The 16,198-nt window shown below is 72.1% G+C and carries 15 protein-coding genes and 1 tRNA gene; 3 read left to right on the plus strand and 13 right to left on the minus strand.

Annotated elements, in window-relative coordinates:
• Positions 1-9 precede the first annotated feature (9 nt).
• Positions 10-546 carry a nuclear transport factor 2 family protein gene (locus ACIBSV_RS41770; RefSeq protein WP_395872709.1) on the minus strand — a complete coding sequence of 179 codons (537 nt, stop codon included), beginning with the start codon at positions 544-546 and terminating at the stop codon, positions 10-12.
• 107 nt (positions 547-653) lie between these two features.
• On the opposite strand from ACIBSV_RS41770, the gene ACIBSV_RS41775 reads away from it, so the two are divergent.
• Positions 654-1,628, plus strand: a complete 975-nt coding sequence (locus ACIBSV_RS41775; RefSeq protein ID WP_395872711.1) for an LLM class flavin-dependent oxidoreductase — start codon at positions 654-656, stop codon at positions 1,626-1,628.
• Positions 1,629-1,753: 125 nt separating this feature from the next.
• Here ACIBSV_RS41775 and ACIBSV_RS41780 read toward each other — a convergent pair whose 3' ends face one another.
• Positions 1,754-2,698 carry an NADP-dependent oxidoreductase gene (locus ACIBSV_RS41780; RefSeq protein ID WP_395872713.1) on the minus strand — a complete coding sequence of 315 codons (945 nt, stop codon included), beginning with the start codon at positions 2,696-2,698 and terminating at the stop codon, positions 1,754-1,756.
• A 258-nt stretch (positions 2,699-2,956) separates the two neighbouring features.
• On the opposite strand from ACIBSV_RS41780, the gene ACIBSV_RS41785 reads away from it, so the two are divergent.
• Positions 2,957-3,030 (plus strand) — tRNA-Ile (locus ACIBSV_RS41785).
• A gap of 168 nt (positions 3,031-3,198) precedes the next feature.
• Here ACIBSV_RS41785 and ACIBSV_RS41790 read toward each other — a convergent pair.
• Positions 3,199-4,170, minus strand: a complete 972-nt coding sequence (locus tag ACIBSV_RS41790; protein WP_395872715.1) for an SGNH/GDSL hydrolase family protein — start codon at positions 4,168-4,170, stop codon at positions 3,199-3,201.
• A 328-nt stretch (positions 4,171-4,498) separates the two neighbouring features.
• Here ACIBSV_RS41790 and ACIBSV_RS41795 point away from each other — a divergent pair, with 328 nt between their 5' ends.
• Positions 4,499-4,993 carry a DUF3145 domain-containing protein gene (locus ACIBSV_RS41795; protein WP_026218798.1) on the plus strand — a complete coding sequence of 165 codons (495 nt, stop codon included), beginning with the start codon at positions 4,499-4,501 and terminating at the stop codon, positions 4,991-4,993.
• A gap of 124 nt (positions 4,994-5,117) precedes the next feature.
• On the opposite strand, the gene ACIBSV_RS41800 is transcribed toward ACIBSV_RS41795, so the two are convergent.
• The 10 genes from ACIBSV_RS41800 to ACIBSV_RS41845 all read right to left on the minus strand — a co-directional run bounded on the left by ACIBSV_RS41800 (position 5,118) and on the right by ACIBSV_RS41845 (position 16,172).
• On the minus strand, positions 5,118-6,563 hold the full coding sequence (locus tag ACIBSV_RS41800) for an acyl-CoA carboxylase subunit beta (protein WP_395872757.1): 1,446 nt from the start codon (positions 6,561-6,563) through the stop codon (positions 5,118-5,120).
• Between the two features lie 103 nt (positions 6,564-6,666).
• Complete coding sequence (gene fabF / locus ACIBSV_RS41805) at positions 6,667-7,968, minus strand: beta-ketoacyl-ACP synthase II (protein WP_395872717.1); 1,302 nt, start codon at positions 7,966-7,968, stop codon at positions 6,667-6,669.
• Between the two features lie 133 nt (positions 7,969-8,101).
• On the minus strand, positions 8,102-8,350 hold the full coding sequence (locus tag ACIBSV_RS41810; protein ID WP_395872719.1) for an acyl carrier protein: 249 nt from the start codon (positions 8,348-8,350) through the stop codon (positions 8,102-8,104).
• A gap of 79 nt (positions 8,351-8,429) precedes the next feature.
• Positions 8,430-9,440, minus strand: a complete 1,011-nt coding sequence (locus ACIBSV_RS41815) for a beta-ketoacyl-ACP synthase III (protein WP_395872721.1) — start codon at positions 9,438-9,440, stop codon at positions 8,430-8,432.
• A 73-nt stretch (positions 9,441-9,513) separates the two neighbouring features.
• Positions 9,514-10,695 (minus strand): acyltransferase domain-containing protein, encoded by a 1,182-nt coding sequence (locus tag ACIBSV_RS41820; protein ID WP_395872723.1) that lies wholly within the window; start codon positions 10,693-10,695, stop codon positions 9,514-9,516.
• A gap of 98 nt (positions 10,696-10,793) precedes the next feature.
• A complete protein-coding gene (locus tag ACIBSV_RS41825) occupies positions 10,794-11,960 on the minus strand; it encodes a PucR family transcriptional regulator (protein ID WP_395872725.1) in 1,167 nt (388 codons plus the stop codon).
• A gap of 631 nt (positions 11,961-12,591) precedes the next feature.
• Positions 12,592-13,317, minus strand: a complete 726-nt coding sequence (locus ACIBSV_RS41830) for an adenosylcobinamide amidohydrolase (RefSeq protein ID WP_395872727.1) — start codon at positions 13,315-13,317, stop codon at positions 12,592-12,594.
• Positions 13,314-14,126, minus strand: coding sequence for an ABC transporter ATP-binding protein (locus ACIBSV_RS41835; protein WP_395872728.1), 813 nt, complete (start codon positions 14,124-14,126; stop codon positions 13,314-13,316). Before ACIBSV_RS41835 ends, ACIBSV_RS41830 begins: the two co-directional genes overlap by 4 nt.
• Positions 14,123-15,175, minus strand: coding sequence for a FecCD family ABC transporter permease (locus ACIBSV_RS41840; RefSeq protein ID WP_395872729.1), 1,053 nt, complete (start codon positions 15,173-15,175; stop codon positions 14,123-14,125). Before ACIBSV_RS41840 ends, ACIBSV_RS41835 begins: the two co-directional genes overlap by 4 nt.
• A 10-nt stretch (positions 15,176-15,185) precedes the next feature.
• Positions 15,186-16,172, minus strand: a complete 987-nt coding sequence (locus tag ACIBSV_RS41845) for an ABC transporter substrate-binding protein (protein WP_395872730.1) — start codon at positions 16,170-16,172, stop codon at positions 15,186-15,188.
• Positions 16,173-16,198 lie beyond the last annotated feature (26 nt).

The raw sequence follows: 16,198 nt of genomic DNA on the forward strand, positions 1-16,198 counted from the left end.
CCGGCCGGGCTACTCGCTCCCGGTGCGGGCCCAGAACTCGCGCCACGACGCCCACGCCTGGGGCAGCTCCGCCTCGGTGATCATCGGGTTGTTCGGGAAGTGGAAGCGGTCGGGCACGGCCAACGGGTGCTCCAGCACGTCGGCCGCGTAGAAGACGCTCGGCTTGCGGCTGCGGAAGTACCACCGCCCGTCCCGCCGTTCGTAGCGGTCCCGGTAGATCATCGGCATCACCACCCACAGGTCGCCCACCTCGTGCTCCGGGCGGCAGTACACGACGCCCGTGGCGTGGTCCTGGTCCACCAGGTCGATCACGTGGTTCCCGATCAGGTGAAAGGTGATCCCGTACGGGCGCAGCACCGGGTCGAACCACCGGGCCAGGGCGTCCCGGCCGACCCCGCCGTCACCCGTGCGCACGTCGTCCACGAACAGCGCGGCCAGCGCCGGCACGTCCCGACCGTCCAGGGCGAGCGCGTAGCGGGCGGCGAGTTGGCGGATCTGCTCGTGCGCCTCCAGGCGATCGAGCCGGGTGGTGATCGGGTCCGACATGCTGCCTCCGTAAGCTGACGGTCAGTCAGATATCACCGTGTCAGATGCCCGGCCGGGACGATGCCCCGGGTCCGCGCGTTCGGCACCCACCCGTGGGGAGCGGTCGCATGGTCGACGTCGGCATCTACCTGGACCTGCGCAACCCGGTCGAGTGGCGGCAGGACTGGTCCCGGTTGTACGCGTTCACGCTGGAGTTGTGCGAGGAGGCGGACCGGCTCGGAGTGCACTCGATCTGGACCACCGAGCATCACGGCTTCGACGACGGCTACCTCAGCCAGCCGCTCACCCTGGCCGCCGCGATCGCCGCCCGCACGAAGCGGGCCCGGATCGGCACCGGCGTCACGATCGCGCCGCTGCGGCACCCGGCGCACCTGGCCGAGGAGGCGGCGATCGTGGACCTGGTCAGCGGCGGTCGGCTGGAACTGGGCATCGGCACCGGTTACCGGAAGCCCGAATACGACCTGTTCGACCGGTCCGACCTGATCGGGACCCGGTTCTCGGCCACCGACGCGAGCGCGCGCGAGATCCGCAGACTGTGGGAGAGCGGGACGATCACGCCGGGGCCGGTCCAGCGCCGGCCGCGGATCTGGCTCGGCTACCAGGGGCCGCAGGGTGCGCGGCGGGCCGGGCTGCTGGGCGAATCGCTGCTGACCGCGAATCCGGCGATGGCAGCCCCGTACCTGGATGGACTGCGCGAGGCGGGTCACGACCCGGCCGGCGCCCGGATGGCCGGGCTGCTGAACGGATGGATCACCGAGGACCCCGAGCGGGACTGGCCGGTGGTCTCCCGACACCTGGCGCACCAGTGGGACGGCTACCACCGGTACGCGGTCGAGGGCACCGACGCCGCACCGCCGCGTCCGATCGACCCGTACCGGTGGCGGGCGCGCGGACTGTCCGCCGCGCCGGGCCACTTCCTGCACGCGACGCCCGAGGACGCGGCCCGGGAGATCCGGGCGTACGTGGCCGATACGCCGATCGAGACGGTGTGGTTCTTCGCGTCGTTGAGCGGCATGGACGAGGAGATGGCGCGCGCACACGTGACGACGCTGTGTTCGCGACTGGCGCCACTGGTGGCGTGACCCGGGCACCGACCCTCGGGGCCGGCCGGGACGGCGCGGCGCCGGCGCTCCCGACCGCCGCCCGGGCGCGCGGGCGCGGGTCGGGCGGCGGTCGGGCGAGGTCGGCGGGAGGCGCCCCGCCGGGACTACGGGATGATCACCGTCTTGCCCCGGGCGCCGCCGAGGCGGCTGCGGGCGATGGCGGTGGGAGCGTCGCTCAGCGGCAGGCGGGCCTCGATCGGCACGGTGATCCGGTGTCCGCGAAGTTCGTCGGCGAGCCGGTCGTACAACTCCGCGGTGGACTTCTGGTCGTGGTTGATCGCCTCGATCCCGCGCTCGGCCAACTCCCGCGCGTCGGCCACGAACTGGGTGGTCAGCGCCACTCCACCGTCCCGGATCAGCCGGGCGTAGGCGGCGAAGTCGGTCGCGTCGGAGACCAGGTCGACCAGCGCGTCCACGCCGTCGGGATAGTCCGAGCGCACCTTGTCCGCGACGATCCCGCCGGTCGCGTCGTAGGTCTGGGCGGCGCCGAGCGCGCCCATCTTCGACGCGCCGACGCCCCGGGTCACCGCGAGCACCCGGACGTCGCGCGCCGCCGCGAGCTGGGTCAGGAAGGTGCCGACGCCGCCTGCCGCGCCGACCAACAGGAGGGTCTGATCGGCGCGCACGCCACCGGCCTCCAGCAGGCCCAGCGCGGTGCCCGCGGCGGTGGGCAGCGTGGCGGCCTGGGCCGGGTCCAGATCGGCGGCGGAGGCGATCAGACCGGTCGAGGGCACGGTCAGGAACTCGGCGTACGCGCCGACCGCGCCGACCGGCGCGCGCAGCGCCGAGCCGAACACCTTGTCGCCGACCGAGAACCGGACCGCGTCCGAACCCGCGTCCACGACCGTGCCCGCGAAGTCCACCCCGAGCACGAGGGGGAACGCGTGCTTCATCGACTCGGCGAGCATGCCGTCCGCGACCTTCCAGTCGAACGGGTTGACGGCCGCCGCCGCGACCTCGACCAACAGCTCACCCCTGGCGGGGGTGGGTTTCGAGACGTCGACGACCTTCGGGTCGCCTCCGAACTCGTTCACGGCGACAGCGCGCATGGTGGTTCTCTCCTCGCACGAACTCCAACGATGACCGGGATCACCCGAGTGACCGCGCGCGGCGCGTCGTAAACGACCGGCGGGCAAGGGCGGCCCGGACCCGACGGTGCGATGCGGCGCACGCGGCCTCGACCCGATCGAGCGATGGGATGCGAACACTTTCGGGCAGGATGAGACAACGCTCGTGAGGATCCCCCCAAGCGTTGGTCGTGCCTGACCGGTTATGCTGCGTCAGGCTGTCCGGCAGCGGACGGCACGGGGGCGGTAGCTCAGCTGGTTAGAGCAGGGGACTCATAATCCCTTGGCCGTGGGTTCGAGTCCCACCCGCCCCACCCGTTCAGGTCGGCGTCCCGTTGTGCGTGTCCCACGTCGTATGTCTCGATCGTAAGCTTTCGTCGCTTGGCTTCGTCGCTGTGTGTCGTCGAGCGACTCTTTTCCGTAGTCGAGTGAGAGCTTAGCGGGCCCACCGGGGATTCCGGGAGGGAAATCACTCGTACGGGCTATCCCCATGTATATCCCTGGCGTGACGTGACCTCGGCCAGCGTGCGCTGACCCGCCACGCTCGGGTGGAACCAGTCCCAGTGGCTGACGTCGTTCTTCCCGAACCGCTGGGTGTTCACCACACCGCCGTCGTAGCGGCAGTTGGACCAGGTCGAACACACCTCGCGCAGCTTGGCGTTGAAGGCGGTCACCCGGTCGCGCACCCGCTGCCGGCGGTCCAGTGCGGCGGGCTTGGCCGATTGCGGATCCTCCAGCATCGACTGGCACACGTTCGCCATCGACCACACCGCGCGGGCCATCATCTCGTCGTGACCGGTCTCCCACATGCGACCCAGGTCCGGCACGCTGACCACCAGGACGCGCGTGCGCGGCAGCCCCTCGCGCAGTACGTCCAGCGCGTCGCGGAACTGGCTCTCGAACGTGCCCGGCGAGGTCATCTCGGCCTCGGAGCGCCGGCACGCGTCGTTGGCGCCCATCAGGATCGTGACGTACTCGGCCCGCTCCTGGACCGCCTTGCGGGCCTGGCCGGCCAGATCCGACATCCGGGCACCGGTCTCGGCGTTGTTGAAGACGGCGTCCGCGGGCAGTCCCAGCCGCTTGGCGTGACTGTTCACGTCGGCCGAGGTGCCGGTGGCCCACGACTTCTCCGGGCAGTCCTGGAGCGGTGAGCACGTGTCGAAGCCGCGCGTGATCGAGTCGCCCAGGGCCGCCATCGAGCGCGGTCGGGGTGGTGCGGTCGCGGTCGCCGGCGCGTCCGGTGTCGGGGTGATCGCCTTCCCGTTGGGCTGTTCGGCCGAGGTCGGGTTGCCCGGTTTCCCGGTTTGCCTTCCGCTCGGCTCGGCCGCCGGCTTACCGCCGACCGCGGCCGGGGCGGCGGCGTCGCCGCCACCCGAGTCGTTGCACGAGGACACTGCCAACAGCGTCGCGACCATCGTCGCGGTGACCACCCCTACTCGTCGTTTCCCGCCCACGCCGCCCCTCCCGACCCCTAGCATCGACACGACGATGTCCATCGACGGTACGTCACTCCTTCGTGTGAAGGCCGACAAAGCCGGGAGTGGCGTTGTCGACGGCCGGGCACGTTGAGTGCAGTGGCTCACCATTCCGAGACGGTGAGTAACGAATTGTTCCTTCACATCGGACAATTGCCCACATGTGATTACGGACAGCAACTGGTGCCTGTGGTACATCCGTGGTCTGTGGGGCACAATGGAAGACCGGGATTCGAACAGGCAGTCCGAGACAAGGGTTGAGGCCGCTGGGGAAGGCGAACCTCGTCCTTGAAGCCTGGAGGTCCCGGTGACGACACGTGGAGTTCTGTACGTGCACTCCGCGCCGCGTGCGCTGTGCCCGCACGTCGAGTGGGCCGCAGCGGGCGTTCTTGGCGTGCGCGTGAGTCTTGACTGGGTCCGCCAGCCGGTGGCGCCCGGTATGTTGCGGGCCGAGCTGTCCTGGCAGGGCGCGCCCGGTACCGCGTCGCGCCTTGCCTCGGCGCTGCGCGGGTGGCACCTGCTGCGCTTCGAGGCCACCGAGGAACCCTCGGCCAACGCCGAGGGGGAGCGCTACAGCAACACCCCCGATCTCGGCATCTTCCACGCCGTCACGGGGGCGCACGGCGACATCCTGATCCCCGAGGATCGGCTGCGCGCGGTTCTGGGTCGGGCCGCCCGCGGCGAGGTCGATCTGCGCTCCGAGGTGGAGAAGCTGCTCGGCAAGCCGTGGGACGACGAACTGGAGCCCTTCCGCTACGCGGGGGAGGGCACGCCGGTGCGCTGGCTGCACCAGGTGGTCTGAGCCCGGGCGGTGGACCCGGGGCGGCGGCCGGAGCAGCCGGGGAGAAGACATACGTATAGACATACCGACGCGTGGGGCCCTTCCGAATCATCCGGAAGGGCCCCACGCGTCTCCGCCTTCGGACCTACAGCGGGATGTTGCCGTGCGCGCCGCGGGTGCGCGGCGCGGCGGCGATCGCCTTCGCGATCGCGATCCGGCTCTCGTCCGGGTCGATCACCTCGTCCACGACGCCGAGTTCGATCGCCCGCTCCAGACCTCCGGCGACCTTCTCGTGCTCGGCCGCCAGCTCCAGCTCCACCTGCGGCTTCAGTTCGTCCGGGACTTCGGCGAGCCGGCGTCGGTGCAGGATGCGCACGGCGGCGACCGCGCCCATCACCGCGACCTCGGCGGTCGGCCAGGCCAGTACCCGGGTCGCCCCCAGCGAGCGCGAGTTCATCGCGATGTACGCGCCGCCGTACGCCTTGCGCGTGACCATCGTCACGCGCGGCACGACGCACTCGCCGAACGCGTGCAGCAGCTTCGCGCCGCGGCGCACCACGCCGTCCCACTCCTGGCCCACGCCGGGCAGGTAGCCGGGCACGTCCACGACCACCACGAGCGGCACCCCGAACGCATCGCACATACGTACGAAGCGGGACGCCTTCTCGGCCGACGCCGAGTCCAGGCAACCACCCAGGCGCAGCGGGTTGTTCGCGACCAGGCCCACGGTGCGCCCGCCGAGCCGGCCGAGCGTGGTGACGATGTTCGGCGCCCACTTGGGGTGCAGTTCCTGGCCGGGCTCGTCCAGCAGGCCCTCGACCACCGGGTGCACGTCGTAAGCCCGCTTGGCGGACTCGGGCAGCAGCGCGCCCAGTTCGCGGCAGTCCAGGCCGGTCGGGTCGATCTCGCCCTGGTTGGCCAGCAGATCGGCCAGGCCGCGGGCCCGGTCGATCGCGTCCTGCTCGGAATCGGCGACCACGTGCACCACACCGCTGCGTCGGCCGTGCGGCTCGGGGCCGCCCAGGCGCAGCGCGTCGACGTCCTCGCCGGTGACCGAGCGGACCACGTCCGGGCCGGTGACGAAGATTCGGCCCTCGGGCGCCAGGATCACGATGTCGGTCAGCGCGGGTCCGTAGGCCGCGCCGCCGGCGGCCGCGCCGAGCACGACCGAGATCTGCGGGATCCGGCCCGAGGCCATGGTCATCGCGTGGAAGATCCGGCCCACCGCGTGCAGGCTGGCCACGCCCTCCTGGAGTCGGGCGCCGCCGGAGTGGAACAGCGCGATGATCGGCGCCTGCTCGGCCATCGCCCGCTCGTACGCCTCGACCACGATGGCGCAGCCCTCTTCGCCCATCGCGCCACCCTGGACGGTGGGGTCCGAGGCGTAGGCGACCACCCGGGCGCCGTTGATCGTGCCGACGCACGCGAGGGTGCCGGAGGTGGTCTCGTAGGCGGAGATCTCCTCGTACGAGCCCGGATCCACCAGGTTGCGCAGCCGCAGCCTCGGGTTGCGCGGGTCGTCGTCGCGGTGCGGACGGGTGGGCCTGGCGGCGGGCGCGGATGCGGCCTTGCCACCGGGTCGGTTGTCCATCACGGTCACGTGTATACGGTCCGTCCTGCCCGCCGCGTCGCGCGCGTCGGGCATGGTGCCGCCCGGCGGCGCGCGTCGCGGACGAGCGCGAGAAGCCCGGGGGTCACCCGAACCGGCGGAAGGCGACGACGACGTTGTGCCCGCCGAAGCCGAACGAGTTGTTGAGCGCGGCGATGTCGCCGTCGGGCAGCGTGCGCGGCTCGCCCCGGATGATGTCCAGGTCCACCTCGTCGTCGAGGTCGTCCACGTTGATCGTGGGCGGCGCCGTGCGGTGGTAGAGGGCGAGCACGGTGGCGACCGACTCGACGGCGCCGGTGCCGCCGAGCAGGTGCCCGGTCATCGACTTGGTGCTGGTGACGGTGACCTTGTCGGCCGCCGCGTCGCCCAACGTGGCGCGGATCGCCCTGAGTTCGGTGACGTCGCCCGCCGGGGTCGAGGTGCCGTGCGCGTTGACGTGCACGATCTCCTCCGGCGCGAGGCCGCCGTCCTCCAGGGCCAGTGCCATCGCGCGGGCGATGTCGCGGCCGGTCGGCTCGGGCTGGGCGATGTGGTGGCCGTCGGAGCTGAGTCCGGCGCCCGCGACCTCGGCGTACACGCGGGCCCCGCGGGCCGCCGCGTGCTCGGCGCTCTCCAGGACCAGGACGCCCGCGCCCTCGCCCATCACGAAGCCGTCGCGACCCTTGTCGTACGGGCGCGATGCGCGCTGCGGCTCGTCGTTGCGCTTGGACATCGCCATCATGTTCGCGAAGGCGGCCATCGGCAGCGGGTGGATCGCGGCCTCGGTACCGCCGCATACCACCACGTCGGCGCGGCCCGAGCGGATCATCTCCAGGCCGTAGGCGACCGCCTCGGCGCCCGAGGCGCACGCGCTGACGGGAGTGTGCACACCCGCTCGCGCGCCCAACTCGATGCCGACGTTGGCGGCCGGGCTGTTGGGCATGAGCATCGGGACGGTGAGCGGGCCCACGCGACGCGGACCCTTGTCGTTGAAGATGTCCCACGCGTCGAGCAGGGTGGTGACGCCGCCGATGCCGGAGGCGATGACCACACCGAGGCGGATCGGGTCCACGACGAGCGCGTCCGGGGCGTCCTCGGGCGCGGTGTTCTTCGCCGCGTAGCCGGCGTCCAGCCAGGCCTCGCGCGCGGCGATCATCGCGAACTGGCCGGAGCGGTCCAGGCGACGCGCCTCGACCTTCGGCATGACCTCCAGCGGCTCGACCGCGATGCGCGCGGCGAAGGTGACCGACAACTGCGCGGCCCATTCCTCGGTCAGCGCCCGCGCGCCGGACGTGCCCGCGAGCAGCGCGGACCACGTGCTCGCGACATCCCCGCCGACCGGCGTGGTCGCGCCCAGACCGGTGACGACCACGGTTCGCGCGGCGTCGTTGCGCTCGGTCGACTTCACTGTCTTCTCACTCCCACGCTGTTGTTTCGGGCGATCCGGCGGCTGGGGTGCCGGTGCCGGTGGTGCTGCGACCGCCCGGGCCGGACTCGCGGGTGCGGGTCCGGCCCGGGGTACGGCCGGCGCTGCTTTCGACCTAGGCGGCGGCCTTGACGATGTAGTCCACCGCGTCGCGGACGGTCTTGAGGCCCTTGACGTCGTCGTCCGGGATCTTGACCTCGAACTTCTCCTCGGCCGCCACGACGACCTCGACCATCGACAGCGAGTCCACGTCCAGGTCGTCGATGAAGGACTTGTCCAGCTCGACCTCGTCCTGCGGGACGCCGGCGATCTCGTTGACGATGTCGGCGAGGCCCTCGAGGACCTGCTCCTGGCTGGCAGCCATGTTGCTCCTTGATTCGAATCTTCTGCGGTGACGGGTACTGCTGATGTTGCTCGTCCGGTCGGCGGCGACCGACGGGGGACTACGGAAGCGTAATGACCTGCCCCGCGTAGACGAGGCCGGCCCCGAATCCCATGATCAGGGCGGTGCCTCCGCTGACCGCTTCGCCGCTTTCGAGCATGCGCTCCATCGCGAGCGGGATGGACGCGGCGGAGGTGTTGCCGTTCTCGGCGATGTCGCGGGCGACCGGCACTTCGGCGGGCAGCTTCAGTGCCTTGATCATGGCATCGGTGATCCGCATGTTGGCCTGGTGCGGGATGAACGCGTCCAGGTCCTCGGCCTTGATCCCGGCGGCGTCCAAGGCCTGCTCGCAGACCTTGGCCATCTCCCACACGGCCCAGCGGAAGACCTTCTGGCCCTCCATCTTGAGCGTGGGGAATTCCTGTTCGCGATCCTCGCGCAGGTCGTTCCAGTCGACGGTCTGGGTGATCGCCTCGGACTGCGCACCGTCCGAACCCCACACGACCGGGCCGATGCCCGGCGTGGCCGAGGGACCGATCACGACGGCGCCCGCGCCGTCGCCGAAGATGAACGCGGTGCCGCGGTCCGACAGGTTGGTCAGGTCGCTGAGTCGCTCGACCCCGATCACCAGGACGTACTCGGCGCTGCCGCCGCGGACCATGTCGCTGCCCAGCGAGACGCCGTAGCAGAAGCCCGCGCAGGCCGCGGAGACGTCGAATGCCGCCGCCCGCCCGCCGCCCGCGCCCAGGCGGTGCGCGATCTCGGTCGCGATGGCCGGGGTCTGCTTGAGGTGGGTGACCGTCGAGACGATCACGCAGCCCACCTGCGAGGCGTCCAGGCCGGCGTGCGCGAGGGCCTTGCCGGCCGCCGCGATGGACATCTCGGCGACGGTCTCCTCGGGGGAGGCCCAGCGCCGGGTCTTGATCCCGGACCGGCTCTGGATCCACTCGTCGGACGAGTCGATCCGGTCCACCAGCTCGGAGTTGGGCACGATCCGAGCCGGGCGGTAACCGCCGACGCCGAGGATGCGCGCGTGCGCGGCACCGGCGCGGGGGGTGATGGTAGCGGTCACGCGTGGTCCTCCCGTACGGGTTCGAGGCCGGGTGGGTTCGCGGCCGGGTGCGGAGCGACTGTCACGACGTACGTCACAGCGAGCTCTGCGGGTGGATGCGCAGCAGCGGCATGCCGGGCGCGACCGGGTCGCCGTCCTCGACGAGCCACTCGACCACGGTGCCGCCGTGCGGGACGGTGATGGTCTGCTCGTCACGGTGCGAGCGCACCGTGGCGACGCGGGAGCCGGGCATCAGCGAGTCGCCCGCCTTGACGTCGGTGAGTTCGACGATGCCCTTGAACGGCGCGACCACCAGGCGCCACGTGGGCGAGGCGTCGATCGTGCTGGGGCTGCCGTGCCGCTCGACCAGCTTGCGGGCCGCCTCCAGGTCGTCCGGGGTCTTGAGCGCGACCCTCTCCACGTCCGGCAGGGCGCGCTTGGCCAGACCGGTCAGGGTGCCGGCCGGGGCCACCTCGATCAGCCCGGTGACGCCCAGGTCCTTCATGGTCTCCATGCACAGGTCCCAGCGCACCGGGTTGGAGACCTGGGTGACCAGCCGCTTGACCACGTCGCGGCCGTCGTGCAGCACGGCGCCGTCGGAGTTGGAGATGAACGGCGTGCGCGGGTCGCGCACGGTCACACCCGGGACCAACTCGGCGAGCCGGCTCACCGCGGACGCCATGTGCTCGGTGTGGAAGGCGCCGGCCACCGCGAGCGGTCGCACCTTCGCCCGCTCCGGCGGGTCGGCGGCGAACGCGGCGAGCTGCTCCAGGGTGCCGGCCGCGACGATCTGGCCCGCGCCGTTCATGTTCGCCGGGGTCAGGCCGTGCTCGGCGATCTTGGCGAGCACCGCCTCCGGGGTGCCGCCGAGCACCGCGCTCATGCCGGTCTGCGTCACGGCGGCCGCGGCGGCCATGGCCTTGCCGCGCTCGCGGACGAGGGTCATCGCCGACTCGGCGGTGATCACCCCGGTGCCGGCGGCGGCGGTCAGCTCGCCGACGCTGTGACCGGCGGCGGCGCCGACCACGCGATAGGCGTCGGAGGGGTGCGGGAAGAGCGCGAGGGCGGCCACCAGACCCGAGGCGACGAGCAGCGGCTGGGCCACCGCCGTGTCCCGGATCTCGTCCGCGTCGGCCTTGGTGCCGTAATGGATCAGGTCGAGGCCCGTGACGGCGGACCACCAGCGCAGCCGATCGGCCACACCGTCGAGGTCGAGCCAAGGGGCGAGGAATCCGGGCGTCTGGGCACCCTGTCCGGGAGCGACGAGTACGAGCACGAGGTCAAGCCTCTCTCCTGCCAGGGGTGTGAGCCCCTTATCGGCAGGGACGAAGATCCGATGGCGACTTTGTGGGTTTCCTACAAATGGTGTTCGGGCTAGCTCTCGATTGCGGCGAGCCGGCCGAGGATCAGCGAGACCTGGAGGGTGAACGCGGAACGCGTCTCGGTCGGTACGAGTCCGGTAACGTCAACGACACGTCGCAGCCGGTAGCGCACGGTATTCGGGTGTACGAAGAGCATCCGGGCGGCCCCCTCGAGACTCGCCGCCTGCTCCAGGTACACGGAGAGTGTCTCCAGCAGCGCGGAGCCGGCCGCGTGCAGAGGTATGTAGATCTCCTCCACCAACTGGTCCCTGGCCTCCTCGTCGCCCGCGAGCGCGCGCTCGGGCAGGAGATCGTCGGCGGACACCGGGCGCGGGGCGTCCGGCCACGCGACGCACGCGCGGTGTCCGGACATCGCGGCCTGCGCGGAGCGGACGGCGGCCAGCAGATCCGGTACCTCGGGGCCGACCACCACCGGGCCCGGGCCGAACTGGCCGATCAGCGAACGGGTGGCCCGGATCGGGTCGTCGGTGCCGCCCAGGATCACCACGAGCCGCTCGCCCTGGACGCCGGTGAGCACGTTCAGTCGGGCGTGTCGGCCGGCCCGATGGATGCCGTCCACGACCGCCTGGGTGTCCGCGTCCGGGGCGTTGCCCACCACGACCATGACCGAGTCCGGCGAGCCCCAGCCCAGGGCCGAGGCGCGGGAGAGGATGCCCTCGTCGGCCTCGCCGCGCAGCAGCGAGTGCACGACCAACGCCTCCAGTCGGGCATCCCACGCGCCGCGCGTCTCGGCGGCGTGCGCGTACACCTGCGCGGTCGCGAAGGCGATCTCCCGGGAGTACAACAGCAGCGCCTCGCGCAGCGCCTGCTCGTAGCCGGGCGCGGCCAGGGTGGCGATCTCGGCCTCGACCACCTCGATCGTGGTGCGGATCAACTCCACGGTGTGCGGCAGGGTGATGGTGCGGGTCAGTTCGCGCGGCGCGGTGCCGAACACGTCGGCGCTCACCTTCTGCGGGGTCTCCGGATGCCGGAACCACTCGGTGAACGCGGAGATGCCGGCCTGCGCGACCAGGCCGATCCAAGAGCGGTTGTCGGCGGGCATGTTCCGGTACCAGGGGAGCGCCTCGTCCATCCTCGCCAGGGCGGCGCCGGCCAGTGCGCCGGCGGACTTCTCGAGCCGGCGGACGGTCGCGGCGCGCAAATCGGGCTTGGAACTCACCTGCCTATCATCCTCTGCTTGTCGGGCGACTTCGTCGCCGGCTCGGGGGTGGGGGTGGGGGCGGGGGTGGGGGCGGGGCGCGGGGTGGCGGGGCGGGTGTCGTGGGTGGGGGTGGGGGCGCGGGGCGTGGGGGGTGGGCCTGGGTCGTGGGGGCGCGGGGTGGTGGGCCGGAGTCGTGTTCCGCGGCGTTGCTGTTTGTTGGGCGACTTCGTCGCCGGCTCGCGAGGGACCACTTTTTCGCTCCCCCGCTTCGCTCCTCCGCGAAAAAGCGGCCCCTCGCTCGTGACTTCGTGTCCCTGCGCTTCGCTCCGGGGCACGAAGTCAAAGTTCTGCGGCTCCGCCGCTCTCCGCGCTTCGCGCGTCGATCACTGGGGTGGGGGTGGGTCGGGGGCGCTGACGCGCCGGGGGTTTGGGCTTTGGTCCGGGGCAGGGGGTCGAAGCTTGCGGCTTCGCCGGTCTCCGCGCTTCGCGCGTCGATCGCTGGGGTGGGGCGCTGACGTGCCGGGGGTTTGGGCTTTGCTCTGGGGCAGGGGGTCGAAGCTTGCGGCTTCGCCGGTCTCCGCGCTTCGCGCGTCGATCGCTGGGGTGGGGGTGGGTCGGGGGTGCTGACGCGCCGGGGGGTGGGCGGCGGTTATGTGGGCGTGGGCGTGGCGTGGGGATTTTGGTGTCTGCGGTGGCGGTCGGTGTGGGCGCCGTGGAGTACGGCGGTGTAGACCGCTCGGGCGAGGCGGGCGCCCCATAGGGAGCGGGGGCCGCCGAAGGGTTCGGTGGGGGTGTTGGGGGTGGGGGTGCGGGACGCGACGCATACCGCGTCCGAGGGGGTTCCGGTGCAGGCGTAGCCGGCGTCCAGCAGGGCCTGCACCTTCGCTTCCGTGGCGGTGGCCACCGCGTTGATCAGGGCCGCGTCGGAGAGGGGGGCGGGGATGGCGGCGAGGATGTTGATCGTGCCGGGTGGGGGTGCGCCGGGGCGGCCCGGGGCCGGGTCGGCGGCCCAGGTCGGGATGCCGATGCCGGTGGTCACCGCCGCCTCGACGCCCTCGTCCGCGCCGTGTGTCCACGCGGTGACGTCGGCGGCGGTCATCAGGCCCACGCCCGGGCCGGTCAGATCCAGTGGGGCGGCCACCTCCTCCAGGTGGGTCACCGGGTCCATGCGGTCGTAGCCGGCGCGGACCTGGAGGTTGAGGACCCACGCGCGTTCGCCGATGCCGCCGCCCAGCAGTGCGGAGGAGGCCATGCGCCAACCGGGGCCGGCCCGCCACAGCAGGGCCGGGCGACGGGTGGTGTCCTCGTCGCGCCACACGATTCGCGGGCAGAGCAAGGCGGCCGGCGTCTCGCGTGGGCGGGGCAGGGTGCTCACGGAGACTCCTCGGCGGTGTCCCGGCCCAGGTGCCCGGGGCGGACCGGGTGCACCCGCGGGCGGCCGTCCGGACCGGTGTCGACCGACACCCGAGCCTGGTAGTGCTCGGCGATCGACTCGGGGGTGAGCACCTCGGTGGCCGACCCCGACGCCACCGGCCGCCCATCGACCAGCATCAGCAGCCGATCCGCGTACTGCGCGGCCACGCCCAGATCGTGCAGCGTGGTGAGCACGGTCAGGCCGTCGTCGCGGCGCAGCCCGTCCACGATCTCCAGCACCTGCTGCTGATGACCCAGGTCGAGCGCGGTGGTCGGCTCGTCCAGGAGCAGCACCGGTGCCTGCTGGGCGAGCGCCCGGGCCAGCACCACCCGTTGCCGCTCGCCGCCGGAGAGCCGGCCCACGTCCCGCCCGGCGAACGGGCCCAGGTCCAGCCGCTCGATCACCTCGTCGGTGATCGCCCGGTCGCGCCGTCCGGGACGGGCCAGATAGCCCAGGTGCGGGGTGCGGCCGAGCAGGACGTACTCGTGCACCGGCATCTGCGCCGGCACCACCGGGCTCTGCGCGGTGTAGGCGATGCCGCGGCCGAGTTCGCGCTGGGACATTTCGCGGACCGGGCGCCCGGCCACGCTGATCGAGCCCAGATAGGGCAGCAGTCCCGCGACCGCCTTGAGCAGCGTGGACTTGCCCGCGCCGTTGGGGCCGATCACCGCGAGCCACTCGCCCGGCTCGACGTCGGCGTGCACGCCGCGCAGGACCGGGACCCGGTCGCGGTCCACGCCGGTGTCGCACAGCAGCAACCGGGCGCTCATACGTCCACCTTGCGGGTGCCGCGCAGCACGAAGACGAAGAACGGCGCGCCGACGAACGCGGTGACCACGCCGATCGGCAGTTCGCCGGGTGCGGTGAGGGTGCGCGCGAGCAGGTCGGTGAGCACCAGGAAGGCCGCGCCGCACAGCAGCGACATGGGCAGGACCCGGCGGTAGCTGCCGCCCACGAAGCGGCGCACGATGTGCGGCACCACGATGCCGACGAAGCCGATCAGGCCGCTGATCGCGACCGCCGACGCGGTGGCCAGGGAGGCGGCGAGCAGCACCACCAGGCGCACTCGGCCGGCCCGTACGCCCAGGCCCGCGGCCTCCTCGTCGCCGACCGACATGACGTCGAGCAGGCGTCCGTGTACGAGCAGCACCGCGGTGCTCACCAGCGCGTACGGCAGGATCATCCGCAGGTCGGCCCAGCCGATCCCGGACAGTCGGCCGAAGATCCACGAGTAGATCCGGCGCAGTTCGTCGGTGTTGGCGGACTGCACGTAGGTCTGCGCGGCGGCCAGGAACTGGGCGACCGCGACCCCCGCCAGGACCAGGTTCGCGGTGCCGTCCGAGCGCCCCGTGCTCGTGCCGAGTCCGTAGGCGAGCAGCACCCCGCCCATCGCGCCGACGAACGAGGCGAGCGGCACCACCGGGATCCCGCCCACGCTGTTGCCGTCCGCGTACACGATCACCAGCGTCGCGCCCAGGCCCGCGCCGGAGGCGGCGCCGAGCAGGTACGGGTCGGCCAGCGGGTTGCGGAAGACGCCCTGGTAGCCGGCGCCGGCCATGGCCAGCAGCCCGCCCACGGTCACCGCGGCCAGCACCCGGGGCAGCCGCAGGTCCATCAGGACCGCGTACTGGACCGGGGACAGGCCGTGGTCGAGGTCCACGAACGGCAGCTTGTCCAGCAGTGCGAGCACCACCCCGCTCGCGGGCAGATCTGCCGCACCGACGGTCAGCGCGAGTACGACGACGCCGACCAGCAGTACGCCCGCGCAGAACAGGGGCAGTACCGCCGGTCGGGATCGGTGGGGCAGGAGGTCCCGCACGAGCCGGCCGTCAGCCCTGCGTCGCGCCGGCCTTGGTGACCGCGCCGGAGACGGCCCGGACCAGGTCCACCACGCGCGGCCCCCAGCGCGAGGCGATGTCGTCGTCGAGCCCGACCACGCCGCCGTTGCGCACGGCGTTCACCGTGTCCCAGCCCGGTCGCTTGGCCACCACGTCGGCGTTTTGGCCGCAGCACTTGGTGTCGGCGAGGAAGACCAGGTCGGGGTTGGCCTGCACGAGGTACTCGGCGGAGAGCTGCGGGTAGCCGGTGCCGGCCTTGTCCGCCTCGTCGGCGATGTTCTTCAGGCCGAACTGCGCGTACACCTGGCCGATGAAGGTCTTGGAGGTCGAGGTGTAGAGCGTGTTGTCCAACTCGTGGAAGTAGCTCAGCTGCCTCGCGGGCTTGGGCGTCGCGGCGACGATGCCCGCGATGTCGGTCCGCATCCTCGCCGCGACCTCGCCGGCCTCCCGGCTGTGGCCGGTGGCCGTGCCCAGCGTGGTGAGCTGCGCGTACGAGTCGTCGAAGGTCTTGGCCGCGGGGGTCAGCACGACCGGGATCCTGAGCTTGTTCAGCGCCGCGACCAGGCCGTCGATGTCGTCCGAGGCGACCACCAGGTCCGGGGTGTAGTTGGTGATCGCCTCGATGTTCGGCTTGAAGCCGGACAACTTGGTCTTGGGCGCGCTCGCCGGGAAGTTCGACTGGTCGTCGACCGCGGTGACCTGACTGCCGGCACCGATCGCGAACAACATCTCGGTGGCGGTGGGGGTCAGCGAGACGATCTTCTTCGGCGCGCTCGCGATGGTGACCTTGGTGCCGCCGGAGTCCACCGTCGCCGGGAAGGCCTTGGCGTCGGGACCCGCCCCGGTGGAGCCGCCGGCCGCCGCGGGTGTGTCCTGGGGCTTCCCGTCCTTCGAGTCGTCCGAGTCACCGCACCCGGTGAGGACGAGCGCGCCGAGCAGCAGCGCGGCGGCGGAACGAAGCAGGGGTACGGATCTCAACGAAAACTCCAGGTCCCGGGACACGG

The organism is Embleya sp. NPDC050154 (genome assembly GCF_044460165.1).
Taxonomy (GTDB): domain Bacteria; phylum Actinomycetota; class Actinomycetes; order Streptomycetales; family Streptomycetaceae; genus Embleya.